The organism is Pectobacterium carotovorum (assembly GCF_033898505.1).
In the GTDB taxonomy this organism is placed as follows: Bacteria; Pseudomonadota; Gammaproteobacteria; order Enterobacterales; family Enterobacteriaceae; genus Pectobacterium; species Pectobacterium carotovorum_J.
The window spans coordinates 156,557-174,190 of sequence record NZ_JAXAFK010000004.1; the positions used below are offsets into that span (position 1 = coordinate 156,557).

A 17,634-nucleotide genomic window follows, 5' to 3' on the forward strand; every position below is an offset into this window, starting at 1 on the left:
CTCACTGCTTTTATGTCTACCCTCTTGCGAAGCTAACTTGCAAAGCCCGCGCCAATAAACGACCGCGGCTTAACGGATTCATCAGCAGCAGTAAGAAGCGTAGGAAAGGCGTGAGAAATTGCGAAAACAGCTGCTTATCTTTGCGACGCTGCACGATAAATACGCCCCATAATGGGACATACGGTTTATGACTGCCGCACAGGTAGCCATGAACGTAACCGCGCGCCAAACACATTCACCAACAGGCCGACCATAATCAGCATCGCGCCCATGATTTGCAGCAGCGAGAGCGATTCACCAAGAAAAATGGCCGCGCTGACCAGCCCAACCACCGGCACCAACAGCGATAAGGGTGCCACACGCCAGGTCTCATAGCGCGCCAGCAGGCTTCCCCAAATCCCGTAACCGATGATGGTGGCCGCAAACGCCAGATACGCCAAAGACAAGATCGTCGGCAGTTGGATCGTCGTTAAACTGTGGACAATCGCGTCCCTGCCTTCGAACAGCCAGGAACTGATGAAAAACGGCACGACAGGTACCAGTGCACCCCACACCACCAGAGACATGATTCTTACATCACTGTTTTTACTCATAATAATCTTGTTGATGATGTTACCTATCGCCCATGACAGCGCCGCCGCCAGCGTCAACAGCAGCGTGGTAGTGGTCATACCGGAGGACATTTGCAGCGCCGTGCGCCCTTCTGCCAGCACCACCATCCCTATCGCCGCCACCAAAATCCCAACAACGTGATTCCAGCGCAGCTTTTCCGACAGCAAAACCGCGCCAACCAGCAGCGTAAAAAATGCCTGAGCCTGTAGCACCAGCGAGGCAATCCCCGCGGGCATGCCCAGCTTGATAGCGAGAAACAGGAAGCCAAACTGACCAAAGCTGATTGTCATACCGTAGGCAACCAGCCATTTCAGGGGAATACGCGGGAAAGGAACAAAGAAAATAGCCGGGAGCGCCACCAGCGAAAAACGTAGCCCTGCCAGCAAAAAAGGCGGCATGTCATTCAGCCCGACCTTGATCACCACAAAATTCACACCCCATAACACCACGACACAAAGCGCAAGCAGCGCATCTTTCAACGACATCCTCATCCCCTGATCAAATAGGTAGCCAATACCTTCCTCAAGGTACGCGTAAAATGAAAAAACGGATAAGAAAAGATCATTATGACGTTACGTGACAATGACTAAGCGTAACCATGACGTGGAATAGCCGACCACCTGAATCAGTGGTCGGTCTAGAGAGCGTTTACTCGATGGCGGTCGGTTTTTCCGTCAGCGTGGTTTTGTTATCACCCTGAATGGCTTTTACTTTCTGCTCCGTTTTCTGTACCGCATCTGCGCTACTCAACAGGCTATATGTCAGCTCAAACGTCGTGCTCTGCCCAGGCTGTAGCTTTTTAACCCGCCCTTGTTCACGTTCAATCGTCACCGGGTAGGCGTAGTTAGTGCCGGGTTCGATCCCCGTGACATAGCCCTGTTTTTCCGTATCCGTGTTTTTCCACAGCGTCAGCAGCGGCAGTTGATGAGTATCAAAGGCAATCGACACACCCTTATCTCCCACCTTGTTCACCAGCGCCGCCAGCGTTTTGCCCTGTGCATCCGTGTACGGCGTAATGTTGAACACCATTTCATCAAAGTCTTTCGTCGGCCCTTTATAGGTTTGCCAGCTGGCCAGACCCGCTTTAGCGTGGTCATTAAACGGAGAAATCTCTTTCACCGGCGCGATGAAACGTGCGCCTTCTTCCAGAATCGGCGTGCCAAAATTGCTGTGGTAGATAATTTGGTAGTCACGCGGGTAATCCGCTTTGTTGGTCAGCACATCATGCACGGTAAACGACTCGCTGCCGGGAACGTAGCGCAGCTCGGTCCAGGTTTCCAGATTCGACTTCTTGAAGCTGTTTTCTTTCAGCAGGCCTCGCACCGTAATGGTATGCGGGGCTTTATCGCTGACTTCCACGACCACTTTAGAAGCCGGTGTGTTGCCCGCACGGCCATGCAGGGTATAGATCATGCCATCGCTGACGACCGGGTGCCCCGTCCATTCGAAGCCGCAGCGCACCATCATCTCATTGAAACCTTCCAGCCAGCCCAGCCCGTTACGGCTTTCCAGATTGATGGTGTTCGGGTTTACGACCTCATCAACTGGTGAATCCCACCCCAAACGGATGTTTTTGCCCGTCACATGCAGTAAGTCCATCCCCCGCGTCGGGCTGAGGGCAATTTTCAGCCCGTCCTGACTGGTAATCGTAATCACTTTACTGCCTTCCTGACGTCCGCCGTGCAGGACTTTTTGCTCAATGCTGAAATGCTGATTTTTGATCTTCAGGGCATCACTGCCAATTTGCCAGTTTCCCTTTTCTACACTGCCTTCAGCATCTGTCAGCACAAACGTCTGCGCCGATAGTTGCCATGATGTCAGCGCCAGTGTAATGCCTATAGCCAGTAATTTTTTCATGTTAACCATCCCTCTTTGCTGAATTGTTTTAGCTAATGCGAGCTAAAGACTACAAATCAGCTGATGGTCAGAATGTGATAACTATCACCAGATGGAAAAATTCGGCATTGTCGCGTTATTTATCCGATTAGCATCACTAATTCACCATGAATGGTATCTATATTTGCAGAATTATTGAGATCTCGATCGGTAAAAGCTGACATCGTTTCAGCAACATAAAGCACGCGGTCTAAAATCCTTTTCTCGTCGGCATGACTTACAGACATTCATGCTGAATTTTAAATATGTGGCGAGATAAAAAATCATCAGATTGTTTTTTGACCACATTGCACCCTATTGGCGCAAGCGCTATGGTTGCCGCTAACCTGTGTACGATCACTGATAAATAAACTATGAACTTTTCTCTTTTCGGCAAGAAATTCACGCGCCACGCTGGCATCACCCAATTAATGGACGACCTGAACGAAGGGCTGCGTACGCCAGGCGCAATCATGCTGGGGGGCGGCAATCCGGCACACATTCCAGAGATGGACCGCTACTTCCAGCAACTGTGTCAGGAGATGCTGGAGCAAGGGAAATTAACGGAAGCGCTATGCAACTACGACGGTCCGCAAGGTAAGGATACGCTGCTTAAAGCGTTGGCCGAACTCCTGAGTAACGAATTAGGCTGGCAGATTGGACCACAGAATATTGCGCTGACAAATGGCAGCCAAAGTGCGTTTTTCTACTTATTTAACCTGTTTGCAGGTCGCCACAGCGATGGCAGCCTGAAAAAGGTGCTGTTCCCGCTGGCGCCAGAATATATCGGCTATTCGGATTCCGGGCTGGACGAGAACATGTTCGTCTCCGTTCGTCCACAGATCGAGCTGTTGCCTGAAGGGCAATTCAAATATCACGTTGATTTCGATCACCTATCGATTACCGATGATATCGGGCTGGTTTGCGTCTCCCGCCCAACCAATCCGACCGGTAACGTACTAACCGACGACGAGCTGATGCGTCTGGATATTCTGGCGCAGCAGCACAAGGTTCCCTTGCTGATTGATAACGCCTATGGCGTACCGTTCCCCGGCATCATCTTCAGCGATGCGACGCCGCTGTGGAACCCGAATATCATCCTATGCATGAGCCTGTCCAAACTGGGCCTGCCCGGTTCACGCTGCGGTATCGTGATTGCGGATGAAAAGATCATTTCCGCGATCGGCAACATGAACGGTATCATTAGCCTGTCTCCGGGTGCGGTCGGACCGGCGCTGGCACACGAGATGATTCAGCGTGGCGATCTGCTGCGCTTATCTAACGACGTCGTGCGCCCGTTCTACCAACAGCGCGTGACGGAAACTATCGCGATTATTCGTCGTTACCTGTCGCCTGAGCAGTGCCTGATTCATAAACCGGAAGGCGCAATCTTCCTGTGGCTGTGGTTTAAGGATCTGCCTATCACGACGGAAATCCTGTACCAGCGCCTGAAAAAACGCGGTGTCCTCATGGTGCCGGGACACTATTTCTTCCCCGGTCTGGATCAGGACTGGCAGCACGCTCATCAATGTATGCGCATGAACTATGTGCCGGAGCCGGAGAAAATCGAACAGGGTATTGCGATTCTGGCGGAAGAAGTTGAAAAGGCGATGCAGGAAGGCTAATTCACCGCCAAAGTAGACACGTCGTGAAACGAAATACGGTGGGATGCAGGTACACCTGCCCCACCGTTGTTATTTTGCCGTCCGCTTCCTTTATCTTTATTCACCTGCTTTTTGCCCCCCTTCATCCCCCACAACACCAGTCGGCTAACGATTAATCATTGGGATTATTTTTCCCTTTTAATCGGTAATAACTTTTGTTTATACCAAAATTAATCGCTGATTCATTCCAAAAAGACGGCAATCTCTCAACCCTAACCAAAACTTTCAGAAGAAATGCGCATTCTGCGCAACTTATTGCTCACTTTCTGGTGGAAATCACTTTTTGCGCAATGTCTGCAAACGATTCGCGAAGTCTGCGCAACTTTTTGCTCAAATTTCGCTTAGGTAAAATTTGAATTAAGTAATTCTCATTATAAAACAATCACATAAAATTTGGCACATGGATTGCTATGTGAACGGTGAAGTTACTCATTCCGTTCAATAACAAGGAGCAAGACTATGCCAACTCCATGCTATATCAGCATCGAAGGTAAAACTCAGGGCAACATCACCGCAGGTGCTTTCACTTCTGATTCTGTCGGCAACATCTATGTGGAAGGCCACGAAGACGAAATGCTGGTTCAGGAATTCAAACACATCGTCACCGTACCAACCGACCCGCAGTCTGGTCAGCCATCCGGCCAGCGCGTACACAAGCCGTTCAAGTTTACCGTCGCGCTGAACAAAGCGGTTCCGCTGATGTACAACGCCCTGGCGTCCGGCGAAATGCTGCCAACCGTGACCCTGAAGTGGTACCGCACCTCAGTTGAAGGTAAGCAAGAGCATTTCTTCTCTACCGTGCTAACCGATGCCACCATCGTTGACGTTAACTGCCAGATGCCACACTGCCAGGATCCGGCGAAGCTGGACTACACCCAGCTGATCGAAGTGTCTCTGGCCTATCGCAAAATCGATTGGGAACACACCGTTGCCGGTACTTCCGGTTCCGATGACTGGCGTGCACCGGTCGAAGCGTAATTCCTATTTAACCCGGGCTTGCCCGGGTTTTCTGCATTGAGCCATGGCCCACGCCATGCCTGAGTGTGGATGGCCGCATCAGGAGGACAGATGGCAAACAGTACAGGATTACAGTTCACCGTTAAGGTTGGCGCATTGCCCGCATCGACCTTTTCCGTGGTGGATTTTCAGCTCAGCGAGGCGCTCAACCAGCCGTTTGCCCTGTCGCTGAATCTGGCCAGCCCCTTACCGGGTATCGATTTTGGAGGGGTTCTCGATCAGCCTTGCGAGCTTCTGGTGTGGTACGAAGGCGAACTTCAAAGACGCGTCAGCGGCATTGTCAGCGCGTTCGCGCAGGGCGACACTGGCTTTCGCCGCACACGCTATCAGGCAGAAGTCCGTCCGGCTCTGTGGCGTTTGGGGCTACGCACCAATGCCCGCATCTTTCAGGCGCAGAAACCAGAAGCGATTATCGGCGCGCTGCTGGAAGAAGCAGGCATCACCGACTACGCCTTTGCGCTGCGCAACGAGCACGCAGTGCGGGAATACTGCGTGCAATATCGGGAGAGCGATTTAGCCTTTATCACCCGACTGGCTGCAGAAGAAGGCATGTATTTCTTCCATGAGTTTGAGGAAGGCAAACACCGCGTTGTCTTTGCCGACGATGCAGGTGCATTGGCAAAAGGCCCTGAGCTGTTTTTCAACCTTGCCACACAGGGGCTGAGCGAAGGGGCGTACGTGCGCCGTTTCCGCTATGCCGAGTCGGTGAGTACCGCCGAGGTAGCGCTGAAGGATTACAGCTTCAAAACCCCAGCCTATAGCCTGCTGCACCAGAAGATAAGCGGTGAACTGGAACACCAGCGCGAAACCTACCAACACTTCGATTATCCCGGTCGTTTTAAGCAAGACCCGAGCGGCAAGGCCTTTACCGGCTATCGGCTGGACGCACTACGAGCGGGTGCGATGACTGGCTCGGGCGAATCCAATGCTGCTGAACTGATGCCGGGCAGCAGTTTTACCTTAACCGAGCACCCTAATCTGGCGCTCAATATCGGCTGGCAACTGGTCGCCATCACCCACAGTGGGCAGCAGCCGCAGGCGCTGGAAGAGGAAAGCGGCGGCGAACCGACCACCTACAGCAACAGCTTTGAAGTGGTGAAAGCCAGCACGACCTGGCGCGCCGACCTGCCATACAAACCCATGGTAGACGGCCCGCAGATCGCCACCGTTGTCGGCCCGGCAGGCGAAGAGATTTACTGCGACCAGTACGGCCGGGTGAAACTGCAATTTCCGTGGGACCGCTACGGCGCGAGCGATGACCAGAGCTCCTGCTGGGTACGCGTCAGTCAGGGCTGGGCGGGCGGTCAATACGGCCTGATCGCCATCCCGCGCATCGGCCATGAAGTTATTGTGAGTTTCCTCGAAGGCGACCCGGACCAGCCCATCGTGACGGGCAGAACCTTCCATGCCACTAATCCCTCGCCCTACCCGTTACCAGCCAACAAGACGCGCACGACGCTGCGCACCACGACCCACAAAGGTGCCGGGTTCAACGAACTGCGCTTTGAGGATCAGGCCGGTCAGGAAGAAGTGTTTATCCATGCTCAGAAAGACATGAACACCGTGGTGCTGAATAACCGCAGTACGGGTGTAGGCGTCGACCATGCAGAGAACGTCGGACGGGATCAGATCAGTGTCATAGGCCGCCATCAAATTCTTAACGTCGTCGAGAATCAGGGAACGGAGATTCAGGGTGCCCAGAAAGTCATCATCGGGGCAGGCCGAGAAACCGAGGTCACGATGAACGAGAAGCTAACGGTAACGGGAAATATCACCATCACCTCGACCGGCGGCAATATCGAACTGACGACGGGAGCAGGTTCGCTGACCATTTATCAGAATGGCAATATCGACATCAAGGGCGTGAAGGTCAACGTGGTTGGCAGTGAACGTATTGATTTAAATAAATAATCAGAGAATGAGTCACCACGCTACAGGTGTGGTGGCTTAGGGCTTACAACCACACCATTACTCGAGACATTTTATCGTGACGACGACATCTTCTTCCCACTGCATCTTCACCGAAGGCCGCATCACGTTGCCCGACGGCTACCGCGATCGCACTGTGAATGCATTTACGCCCGGTCAGGAAGGCGAACCTGCTTTTACGGTTTCACGCGATGTACTGAACGACGGAGAAGTATTGAGCGGCTACATCGATAGACAGTTGGATCTGATGACTCAGCATTTTAAAGGCTGGAAAACACAGGCCCGTGAAACAATTTGGTTAGGCAATAACATCCTGGAAGGTGAAAGCCTCCAGGCGAGTTATATGCGTGATGGTCAACGTATTTGGCAGCAGCAGGCGGTATTCGCATTAGATAGCGTACAGATTCTGGTTTTCACCTTATCGAAAACCGCCGCACCTTCTGCTGCTGATGAGTCTCGGTTCAACGCCCTGCTCGGGAGCTTTACGTTTAACCAATAACGATAAGGAATATTGTTATGTTTGAAGCCGCGCGCGTTGGTGATGGGATCGGGCATTCGGGTGCGTTAGCAGGCATGATTGCGGGCACCATCGTCGGTGGGCTGATTGCCGCAGTCGGTGGCATTGCTGCCGGTGCCTTATTTGTTGCGGGTCTCGCCTCCTCTTGCCTGGGCGTTGGCGTATTATTGATTGGCCTCAGTTTTGCTGTGGGTTGGGCAACCGGCGTACTGGCAGAAAAAGCCCGTGATAGCATTGCCGAGGCAGGTGCCAGCAGCATGTCGAAAGCCGGAACCGTTGATACGGGTTCACGCAATGTGTTCATCAACGGTATGAAGGCCGCCCTTGCCACCCTGAGTGTGGCCAGCTGTAGCAAAGATGGACCGTCCATGCAGGTGGCGCAGGGCTCGGAAACGGTATACATCAACAGCCAGCCAGCATCCCGCCTTGGCGATAAAGTGAACTGCGGCGCCACTATCACGGAGGGTTCTTCCAATGTTTTCATCGGTGGTAAAGCCAAATCCACATTACCTATCAAACCGGAAGTTCCCGAGTGGCTCTATAAAGTCTCTGATCTAACGCTGCTTTTCGCTGGACTGATTGGTGGCGTCGGCGGCGCAGCGAGCAAGCTCGGAAAACTGGGCCAACTTTTACAAAAAATCCCCGGTATCAATAAGATCCAACGCATTGCCTGCCGCTTTGGCGTGCTCATGACCAGCGTAGCGGCTGGGGGCATTATCGCCCGCCCGATAGACATCGTAAGTGGTCAAAAATTTCTGTCAGATGAAGATGAACTGGATTTTGTCCTCCCCTCTCGCTTATCCGTGTATTGGCAACGTTACTGGCGTAGCGGTAACCCCGGCGATAGTGTATTGGGAAAAGGATGGAGCCTGTTCTGGGAAACGACGCTAACGCGCTATCAGGACGGTCTGGTCTGGCGTGCGCCGTCAGGCGATCTGATTTCCTTCCCTTTCGTTCCCATCGGCCAGCGAACCTACTGTCCGCCAGAAAAACGCTGGCTGGAGCACCATCAGGATGAGAGCTGGTCGGTTTATGGGCCAGACGGTGAAGTATGGTATTACACGGCGTTGTCTCCGCAGGGAAAAGCGGTGCTGACACGCATTGCCGAGCCATGTGGCAATGACATGCTCCTTTTCTGGAACGACGACGACACGCTTAGCGCACTCACGGACAGCGCCGGGCGGCACATCACATGTCGATATCTTGATGGGCGGCTGGAAAGCGTCTGGCTGGATGAATCGACCTGTCTCGTGCACTATACCTACAATACGCACAGGCAGCTTGTCACCGTCACCGGGCGGGGCGGTAGCGTGCGCCGTCGTTTTACCTGGCAGGATGACGGGCTGATGGCCAGCCATGAAGATGCCAGCGGCCTGCTCAGCGAATATCAGTGGCAGGAGATTGCCGATTTACCTCGCGTGGTGGCATACCGGAATAGCGCGGGTGAACAACTCACGCTGGAGTACGACTTTGCTGGCCAGCGGAGAACCGCCCGCCGGGAGGATGGCCTCGTTGCACAGTGGGAGCTTGACGGTGATGACCACGTCATTCGCTTTATCGATTACGACGGTCGCGAAACCAACCTGAATTATACCGACGGCGAGCTGTGTGAAGTCATCCTTCCCGGCGGGGCAAGTCGCAAAACCATATGGGACAGCTATGGTCGTTTACTCAGTGAAATTGACCCGTTAGGTCGGGAAACACACTACCAGTGGTATCGGCTGACGGATAACATTGCGCTGGTGACGTATGCCGACGGCAGCCAGGAGCAAATGCAGTATGACGACCTTAACCGACTGGTTGAGGAGGTCGATGCACTGGGTAACCCAACACGTTATCACTATCCCAATGCACAGGAGAGCTTACCGGACAGCGTGATCGACGCTCTGGGCGGCACCGTGACGCTGGTCTGGAATCACCAGGGGCTGCTGACGGCACGTACCGACTGTTCAGGACAATGCAGCACCTTCGAGTATGACCATTACGGACAACTGCTGGCTTCTGTCGATGCGGAAGGCCACACCACCCGCCGGGAGTGGGATGCCTGTGGACAACTGACAGGCGTTATCTACCCGGATGGTCGCCGGGAAACGCTGCGCTGGAATGCCCGTGGTCAGTTACAGGCATGGCGTGATGCACAGAACAACGAAGTACGCTGGCAGTATAACGCATTAGGCCAGCCCGTCAGTGTGACAGACCGCCTCCGCCGGACAAAACACTGGCACTATGATACGCGCGGGCTGTTGTTGCGATTAGATAATGGCAACGGTGCAGAATACCAATTTGGCTATGATGCCGTCGGCCGCCTGGTTAAAGAACGGCGCGTAGATGGCGTCGAGCTAACATTCCGCTACGACGACGCAGGCTACTTATGTCAGCGCTCACAGCGCGGAAATGCGGCGAATGATGCCGCCATCGCGCACGTTTATCAGCATGATGTGGCCGGGCAACTGGTGCGCCGAGCACATGCACACGCCGAGTTTCATTACCAGCACAGTGACAGAGGGCGGCTGGTTTCGCTAAAACGTGAGCCTACCGAGGAAGGCCTCGCGTTGGGACTCACCGCCGATGAGGTCAGATTGACCTATGATGCCGCAGGCTATCTGTCGGGAGAGTACAGCAGTGAGGGAGACATTTGCTATACGCGGGACGAACTGGGGAATGTAAGTACCCTGTCTCTGCCGGATGGCGATACGCTGCGCTGGCTGCGCTACGGTTCAGGCCACGTCAGCGCAGTAAAATTCAATCATCAAGTGGTCAGCGAGTTTACCCGTGACCGCTTACACCGGGAAATCACCCGCACTCAGGGACGACGCGAACAGCGGCGAGAGTATGACAGTTTAGGCCGCCTGACCTCACAACGCAGCGGGCTCTGGGATGTCGCCCAGCCCGAACAGCAGATATTATCGCGAGCCCTAAGTTACACCGCATCCGGCGAACTGGCCTCAGTCCGCGACAGCCTGCGAGGCGATGTTCAGTACGATTACGATGCAGAGGGCCGACTGCTGAAGCGCATTGACGTGCACTGGCAGGTGCATCATCGGGCATACGGCTATGATGCGGCGGACAACATACAGGATGTCAGCCGTTCATCTTCCACCTTCCCGTTATCAGACAACCGCCTGCTGAACTGGCGCAATCTCTGGAACCAGTATGACGGCCAAGGCAATCTGACACAGCGGCGTGATGGCGAAACACAACAATTTTACCGGTACGACGCCGATAACCGACTGCTGGAAGCTCGGGGACGGGGGCCGCAGGGCGACTTTGTCGCATGCTATAGCTATGACGCACTGGGCAGACGCACCCGTAAAACGGTCATCTGGGGCGAAAACGGGAAGCAGGAAGAAACACGTTTCCTATGGGAAGGTTTCCGGCTGTTGCAGGCCAGACACGCTGACCGAACAGAAAGTTACATGTATGACCCGAACGTCTGGTGGTCGCCGTTAGCACGTATCAGCCAGCAATCGGGAGAGCGCGACGGCGATATCCGCTGGTTCAACACCGACCTGAATGGCGCACCGCTGGAAATGACGGACGCGGACGGCTCAGTCCGCTGGAGCGGAGACTACAGCAGCTTCGGTGCAGTCAACGGACAAACGCAGGACAGCGAAGGACTGCGCCACGGCAAACCGGTGGAACCCCAGCCGTTACGCTACGCCGGACAATACGCGGATGAAGAAACCGGTTTGCACTACAACCTGTTCCGCTACTATGATCCCACTGTAGGCCGATTCACCACGCAGGACCCGATTGGGCTGGCGGGCGGAATTAACCTCTATCAGTATGCGCCTAATCCGTTGGGGTGGGTGGATCCGTTGGGGTTGAATGGACATTGCGCATTCGGAAACAAAAGTAAGCCTCGCGCACCAAGGCCGGGAAAAGATATCGATGTTGACGCTAACGGCATGGTGAAATCTCAAGCTGATGAGCTATTACCTCAGGGTGCATCTACTACACTGGATCCTAATAAATCACCATTAAGTGGGCATTATCATACAATTCCTAAAGGAAGCGAATTACCCGATGGTCTAGGCATTAAAGTTGATGGAAAAGATGTAATTCCTGGCTCACCTCATGCAGCAGGTCATGCTACTATTTACCCTACACGTGACATGCCAATGACTGAATTTCAAAATTTATTTGATTCAATAAATTGGCAATATGGTGGAAAGATATGACGATTGAAAATATCCACTCTGAAGAATGGAATTCGGTAAAAGAGGCCGAAAATAATTTCTTATCTGCTAAGCATTACTTTAGAAAATCTCATGGTTTTTTTGATGAAATGTTGTTAATTATTAGAAATGTATCTGAACAAGGTGCAGTCCTAAGATTTATAAGAGATGAGGACTTTGATGATTCACACCTCGAAAAATTAATACCAATAATTATTGATATCGCTGTAGATGGGAATATTGATAACTTTTCTTTTGCTAGAGATATACTAATAAAAAATTCAAAAAATAATGCTGTCAGAAATAGGTTAACATCTGTCTTTGATGAACTACTCGCCTCCCATGATGAATATATTTATAGAAGAGTCGCGGAATTATTGGTTTTTTTAAATTATAATGACTTGAGGAGAAAACTAATGAATGAATGTAAAAAAGACAACAATGATGATATAAAAGAGATCTATACTGACTTCATTAATAAATATAATATTTCTTGGTGAAACATAACCGGAAGTGATCTCAACAATCCTTCCGGATTTATTTTATCCACTATTTATTCCGTGATACGCGATGTCAGATATTAATCTCAGTTTCAATCACTATCCTGCCCCGCTCTACCGTTATCGCATTCCGGCCATAAAGCCGACTCTTCCAAACTACAACCTTTCAGGTAAATAGCTGACGATAGGAAGCAAGAAGAAACACGTTCCCTGCGGGAAGGTTTCCGGCTGTTGCAGGCCAGACACGCTGACCGAACAGAAAGTTACATGTATGACCCGAACGTCTGGTGGTCACCGTTAGCACGTATCAGCCAGCAATCGGGAGAGCGCGACGGCGATATCCGCTGGTTCAACACCGACCTGAATGGCGCACCGCTGGAAATGACGGACGCGGACGGCTCAGTCCGCTGGAGCGGAGACTACAGCAGCTTCGGTGCAGTCAACGGACAAACGCAGGACAGCGAAGGACTGCGCCACGGCAAACCGGTGGAACCCCAGCCGTTACGCTACGCCGGACAATACGCGGATGAAGAAACCGGTTTGCACTACAACCTGTTCCGCTACTATGATCCCACCGTCGGACGCTTCACCACGCAGGACCCGATTGGGCTGGCGGGCGGAATTAACCTCTATCAGTATGCGCCTAACCCGCTGGGGTGGGTGGATCCGCTGGGGTTGACTCCAGACGAAGTTATTCGTTACATGGGGAAAGATGAGGCAATCTCTTCCGTTGCTGAACGTAATGGCCTAGGGGGACTAGTTCCTAATAATCGTGGAGATAAGGCTGTTTGGGTCAACCATGACAGTAAACCTGGATTCAATCCGGGTAATGAGAAATATAGAGCTGTAATGACAGTGGATAACAATGGTGTCGATATGCTTAATAAGCATCAAGATATTTCTGCTGTAAATTATAAAGAAACAGGATTAAAAGATGGTGTGCTTTCTAAGCAGAATGAGCCCAAAGCTAGAGGTATTGGGCGAAATGTGATTGATAAATTTAATAATTCGATAAAATCCTTTAGGATTGAGAAAAAGGGTAAGGACGGAAAATGGAAATCGTGCGGAAAGAAAGTCACATGAACATTATTGATGTTTTTTTTTATAAGCTTGAAAACTTCATCAATCCAAGATGTTACAGAAAAGATTTCCTCCCCTATTATTACAAAGAGGATGAAAGAGATCTTCATTTAATTTCTGTTAAAGGAGAAAATGGCAGACTGTATCCTTTGACAAGATGGCATGATATTTTCCCAAAAGGTAAAGTGGATAAGATAATACATAGCCTAGGCTTTAGTGAAAACGATTGTTATGCTATGAAAATAATGCTTTCCAGATTTGGGTATTTATTTCAAATAGATAACAGACAACGAATAAACAAAGATATTCATATTATTTTCTATGTTTTTCAATTGGTTTTTCTAAAGAGAAAAACAAAAAATGAGACAGATATAAATTATTTTTTTAAATTTTTATGCTTTGAGCTTGGTATTGGTGATGATGTATACGATAAGTTTTATGTTCATGATAACAAATTATTTCTGAAATCAGAAAATTTAGGTGATATTGATTTTTATGAATATATTATTGAATTTTATGATAGAATTAAAAACACCAAAAACACGGATATCATTGAAAATATAAAATTATTTCAACTTTCCGTCATTGAGTTATTATTTTCCAAAAAACACAAAATAAAAGAAATACCTATTAATGATATTAACAAAGATCTTATTAATCCTGAGGTTTTCTTATTAAGTTATAAAAAATCAAAAAAAATAATATTTAATTCTTTAATTGATTGCTTTAATAGATATCAATCAAGTGAAAATTTATTTATTTCAAATTCCATATTAATGAATTACTCTTACTATATATTAAAAAACAATAAAAGGAAAATAATTTCACTTAAGAAATACGTTGACGATGACACTATTTTCTCTTCAATAATATCGTCTATAGCATTCAGGGGAATTGCAGTTAATGAAGATTTTTTCATTAACATGGGGCTTGCTGAATATTTGAATTTACCTGATAGGGAAGAAACTACTCTATATAATCTTATATACTCTATATGATATATTTAAAATATATGATTATATCGCTATGAATTAAGGACGGCGCGGTCCGCTGGAGCGGAGACTACGGCAGCTTCGGGGCTGTCAACGGACAGACACAGGACAGCGAACGGCTGCGCCACGACAAGCCGGTGGAGTCCCAACCGTACGCTACGCCGGACAATACGCGGATGATGAAACCGGTTTGCACTACAACCTGTTCCGCTACTATGATCCCGCCGTCGGACGCTTCACCACGCAAGACCCGATTGGGCTGGCAGACGGGGAAAATCTGTATGCTTATGCGCCGAATACCAATGGAATAAGCACACAATCAACGCCCCACACCGCGGCAAAGCGGTGTGGGGCGTTGAAGGCAAACTAGGCTACAGCGGTGCCCTGTTCATCCTGATCGACGGCGAAGCAGGCGACCTGCTGTTCGCCGTAGGTTTTCAACTGCGGCTGGAACTGTGTGCAGGTGCTGAAGCAGCGCTGGCAGCGGGCGTTGAATGCGCAGCCCGGCGGTGGATTCAGCGGGCTGGGCAGCTCGCCCGTCAGCTTGATGCGCTCACGGCGTAAATCCGGGTTCAGGCGCGGCGTTGCGGAAAGTAGCGCCTGCGTATACGGGTGGCGCGGGTTGTTGAAAATGGCATCTTTACTGCCCTTCTCGACGCAGCGACCCAGATACATCACCATCACTTCATCAGCGATATGTTCGACGACGGACAGATCGTGCGAGATGAAGACGTAAGACAGCCCCAAATCCTGTTGCAAATCCATCATCAGGTTCAGCACCTGTGCACGCACCGACACGTCCAGCGCCGACACCGGTTCATCGGCAATCACCACGTCTGGGTCCAGCATCAGCCCACGAGCGATAGCGATACGCTGACGCTGGCCACCAGAGAACATATGCGGGTAGCGGTCATAATGTTCCGTTTTCAGCCCGACTTTCGCCATCATCGCCAGCGCTTTTTCACGGCGTTCGGCTTTTGACAGTTCCGTGTTGATCAGCAGCGGTTCTTCGAGGATCTGTCCGACTTTCTTACGTGGATTCAGCGATCCGTAAGGATTCTGGAACACGATCTGGATCTTCTGACGACGCAGCTTCTGCGCTTCAGGATCGTGCTTCAGCAGATCCTGCCCCTGATAGTACAGCTCGCCATCAGACGGGGTTTCGATCATCGTCAGCAGGCGGCCCAGCGTGGATTTTCCACAGCCGGACTCTCCGACCACCGCCAGCGTTTTACCGCGCTCCAGCGTAAAGGAAACGCCGTCCAGCGCTTTCACCATTCGCTCCGGCGCAAAAAAACCTTTCTTCACCGGGTAGTGTTTTTTCAAATCAATCGCATGCAGTAAATACGGCTGCGATGTGGCGTTCAGTTCACTCATAGGGTCGGCCTCCCCGCATCATCCAGCGGTGTATGACATTTCACCTGACGACCAGGAATATCGCGCAGTTCAGGTTCTTCCTGACGGCAGCGCTCATGCGCGTAGGGGCAGCGCGGGTTTAACAGGCAGCCATTCGGGCGATCGTATTTACCCGGTACCACGCCCGGCAACGATGCCAGTCGGGATTTGTCCACCGCAAACTCCGGCAGCGCACGCAGCAACGCCTGGGTATACGGATGACGGGGCGCGCTGAAAATATCCGCCGCTTTGCCTGATTCCACGACCTGCCCGGCATACATCACGATAATGTGGTGTGCCGCTTCGGCCACCAGCGCCAAATCGTGTGTAATCAGGATCAGCGCCATGTTCTCGCGCTGCTGCAATTCGAGCAGCAGTTCAATGATCTGCGCCTGAATGGTCACGTCCAGCGCCGTCGTTGGCTCATCGGCAATCAGCAGCTTCGGCCGACAGGCAATCGCCATCGCAATCATCACGCGCTGGCTCATCCCGCCGGAAAGCTGGTGCGGATACACATCGAGACGCGAAGCCGGATCGGGAATCCCAACCAGCGTCAGCAGGTCAATCGCCCGCTGACGACGGGTTTTGCGGTTACCGCCCTGATGCACCTTGATGGCTTCCATGATCTGGTAGCCCACGGTGTAGCACGGGTTCAGACTGGTCATCGGGTCCTGGAAGATCATCGCGACCTCAGAGCCCACCAGATTACGCCGTTCTTTCTCGGAAATTTGCTTTAAATCGCGCTGGTTAAATTCCAGCTTGTCGGCCATCACTTTGCCGGGGTAGTCAATCAGTCCCATTATCGCCAGCGAGCTGACGGATTTACCGGAGCCGGATTCCCCGACGATACCGACCACCTGCCCTTCTTCCACCTGATAACTGATGCGATCGACCGCCCGAAACGGCAGATCCTCGTCACCAAAGTGAACCGACAGTTTATCTACATTGAGCAACGCCATCTCTCTACCTCTGTTACTGCTTGAGTTTGGGGTCGAGAGCATCACGCAAGCCGTCCCCCATCAGGTTAAACGCCAATACCGTCAGTAAGATTGCCAGACCGGGGAACGTCACCACCCACCAGGCGCTTTGCGCAAACTGCAAAACGTCCGACAGCATGGTGCCCCACTCTGGCGTTGGCGGCTGTGCGCCCATACCGAGGAAACCCAAAGCAGCCATATCAAGAATGGCGTTAGAAAAGCCGAGAGAAGCCTGCACAATCAGCGGTGCCAGGCAGTTAGGAAGAATGTTGACGAACATCTGGCGTGCCGAACCGGCTCCCGCCACGCGTGAAGCCGTGACGTAATCGCGGTTAACTTCCACCAGCACCGCCGCACGGGTTAAACGGACGTAGTGCGGTAATGCCACGAAGGTCAGCGCCAGCGAGGCGTTCACAATCGAAGGCCCGAAGACGGCCACCAGCACCAGCGCCAGCAGCAGGCTTGGCAGCGCCAGCATGATATCGACGATACGCATGATGAGCGCATCAACCACACCGCCGAAATACCCGGCCAGCAGACCGAAGATCACCCCCAGCACCAACGACAGCGCCACCACCAGACAGCCGACCAGCAGCGACAGGCGTGCACCGTACATCAGGCGGGACAGGACATCACGCCCGACATCATCGGTGCCCAGAATGAACTGCCAGCTTCCGCCCTCTTGCCAGACCGGCGGACGCAGCAGCGCATCACGGAACTGCTCGGCAGGCGCATGCGGTGCCAGTACGTTAGCGCCAATGGCGATAATCAGCATCAGCACGACATACACCATGCCAATGACCGCCCCTTTGTTACGTTTAAAATAGTGCCAGAATTCCTGTAGCGGGGTCATCGGCTTCGGTGCGCTATTTACAACAGGTTCAGTGACATTTGTCAT

The 17,634-nt window shown here is 51.7% G+C and carries 12 protein-coding genes and 2 pseudogenes; 9 read left to right on the top strand and 5 right to left on the bottom strand.

Annotation, left to right across the window (positions count from 1 at the left end):
• Positions 1-185: 185 nt before the first annotated feature.
• Both R9X49_RS17815 and R9X49_RS17820 read right to left on the bottom strand, forming a co-directional pair.
• Positions 186-1,097, bottom strand: coding sequence for an EamA family transporter (locus R9X49_RS17815; RefSeq protein WP_319849688.1), 912 nt, complete (start codon positions 1,095-1,097; stop codon positions 186-188).
• A gap of 163 nt (positions 1,098-1,260) precedes the next feature.
• On the bottom strand, positions 1,261-2,469 hold the full coding sequence (locus tag R9X49_RS17820; protein WP_319849689.1) for an aldose 1-epimerase family protein: 1,209 nt from the start codon (positions 2,467-2,469) through the stop codon (positions 1,261-1,263).
• A 392-nt stretch (positions 2,470-2,861) separates the two neighbouring features.
• On the opposite strand from R9X49_RS17820, the gene R9X49_RS17825 reads away from it, so the two are divergent.
• The 9 genes and pseudogenes from R9X49_RS17825 to R9X49_RS23190 form a co-directional block, all read left to right on the top strand.
• Positions 2,862-4,112, top strand: coding sequence for a valine--pyruvate transaminase (locus R9X49_RS17825; protein ID WP_319849690.1), 1,251 nt, complete (start codon positions 2,862-2,864; stop codon positions 4,110-4,112).
• Positions 4,113-4,610: 498 nt separating this feature from the next.
• Positions 4,611-5,129: an Hcp family type VI secretion system effector gene (locus R9X49_RS17830; protein WP_012822145.1), complete on the top strand. Its 519-nt coding sequence runs from the start codon at positions 4,611-4,613 to the stop codon at positions 5,127-5,129.
• A gap of 90 nt (positions 5,130-5,219) precedes the next feature.
• Complete coding sequence (locus tag R9X49_RS17835) at positions 5,220-7,079, top strand: type VI secretion system tip protein VgrG (protein ID WP_319849691.1); 1,860 nt, start codon at positions 5,220-5,222, stop codon at positions 7,077-7,079.
• Between the two features lie 76 nt (positions 7,080-7,155).
• Positions 7,156-7,596 carry a DUF1795 domain-containing protein gene (locus R9X49_RS17840; protein WP_319849692.1) on the top strand — a complete coding sequence of 147 codons (441 nt, stop codon included), beginning with the start codon at positions 7,156-7,158 and terminating at the stop codon, positions 7,594-7,596.
• A gap of 17 nt (positions 7,597-7,613) precedes the next feature.
• Positions 7,614-11,795, top strand: a complete 4,182-nt coding sequence (locus R9X49_RS17845) for an RHS repeat-associated core domain-containing protein (protein ID WP_319849693.1) — start codon at positions 7,614-7,616, stop codon at positions 11,793-11,795.
• Positions 11,792-12,292: a hypothetical protein gene (locus tag R9X49_RS17850; protein WP_319849694.1), complete on the top strand. Its 501-nt coding sequence runs from the start codon at positions 11,792-11,794 to the stop codon at positions 12,290-12,292. Before R9X49_RS17845 ends, R9X49_RS17850 begins: the two co-directional genes overlap by 4 nt.
• Positions 12,293-12,472: 180 nt before the next feature.
• Positions 12,473-13,375: pseudogene (locus R9X49_RS17855) on the top strand (RHS repeat domain-containing protein); the annotation flags it as partial.
• Positions 13,372-14,370 carry a hypothetical protein gene (locus tag R9X49_RS17860; RefSeq protein WP_319849695.1) on the top strand — a complete coding sequence of 333 codons (999 nt, stop codon included), beginning with the start codon at positions 13,372-13,374 and terminating at the stop codon, positions 14,368-14,370. The pseudogene R9X49_RS17855 and the gene R9X49_RS17860, both read left to right, overlap by 4 nt.
• A gap of 38 nt (positions 14,371-14,408) precedes the next feature.
• Positions 14,409-14,671, top strand: a pseudogene (locus R9X49_RS23190) (RHS repeat-associated core domain-containing protein); the annotation flags it as partial.
• A 59-nt stretch (positions 14,672-14,730) separates the two neighbouring features.
• Here R9X49_RS23190 and dppF read toward each other — a convergent pair.
• From dppF to dppC, 3 genes are read right to left on the bottom strand one after another with little or no spacing between them, the layout of a single operon-like run.
• Positions 14,731-15,741, bottom strand: a complete 1,011-nt coding sequence (gene dppF, locus R9X49_RS17870; RefSeq protein WP_319849697.1) for a dipeptide ABC transporter ATP-binding subunit DppF — start codon at positions 15,739-15,741, stop codon at positions 14,731-14,733.
• On the bottom strand, positions 15,738-16,718 hold the full coding sequence (gene dppD, locus R9X49_RS17875; RefSeq protein WP_319849698.1) for a dipeptide ABC transporter ATP-binding protein: 981 nt from the start codon (positions 16,716-16,718) through the stop codon (positions 15,738-15,740). Before dppD ends, dppF begins: the two co-directional genes overlap by 4 nt.
• A 13-nt stretch (positions 16,719-16,731) precedes the next feature.
• Positions 16,732-17,634, bottom strand: coding sequence for a dipeptide ABC transporter permease DppC (gene dppC, locus R9X49_RS17880; RefSeq protein WP_319849699.1), 903 nt, complete (start codon positions 17,632-17,634; stop codon positions 16,732-16,734).

What these genes read in the sequence shown, in the direction of transcription:
- R9X49_RS17820 (WP_319849689.1), bottom strand. Translation starts at nt 2,469, where the DNA reads ATGAAAAAATTACTGGCTATAGGCATTACACTGGCGCTGACATCATGG.
- dppF (WP_319849697.1), bottom strand. Translation starts at nt 15,741, where the DNA reads ATGAGTGAACTGAACGCCACATCGCAGCCGTATTTACTGCATGCGATT.
- R9X49_RS17850 (WP_319849694.1), top strand. Translation starts at nt 11,792, where the DNA reads ATGACGATTGAAAATATCCACTCTGAAGAATGGAATTCGGTAAAAGAG.
- R9X49_RS17845 (WP_319849693.1), top strand. Translation starts at nt 7,614, where the DNA reads ATGTTTGAAGCCGCGCGCGTTGGTGATGGGATCGGGCATTCGGGTGCG.
- R9X49_RS17815 (WP_319849688.1), bottom strand. Translation starts at nt 1,097, where the DNA reads ATGTCGTTGAAAGATGCGCTGCTTGCGCTTTGTGTCGTGGTGTTATGG.
- R9X49_RS17835 (WP_319849691.1), top strand. Translation starts at nt 5,220, where the DNA reads ATGGCAAACAGTACAGGATTACAGTTCACCGTTAAGGTTGGCGCATTG.
- R9X49_RS17860 (WP_319849695.1), top strand. Translation starts at nt 13,372, where the DNA reads ATGAACATTATTGATGTTTTTTTTTATAAGCTTGAAAACTTCATCAAT.
- dppC (WP_319849699.1), bottom strand. Translation starts at nt 17,634, where the DNA reads ATGACAAATGTCACTGAACCTGTTGTAAATAGCGCACCGAAGCCGATG.
- R9X49_RS17825 (WP_319849690.1), top strand. Translation starts at nt 2,862, where the DNA reads ATGAACTTTTCTCTTTTCGGCAAGAAATTCACGCGCCACGCTGGCATC.
- R9X49_RS17830 (WP_012822145.1), top strand. Translation starts at nt 4,611, where the DNA reads ATGCCAACTCCATGCTATATCAGCATCGAAGGTAAAACTCAGGGCAAC.
- dppD (WP_319849698.1), bottom strand. Translation starts at nt 16,718, where the DNA reads ATGGCGTTGCTCAATGTAGATAAACTGTCGGTTCACTTTGGTGACGAG.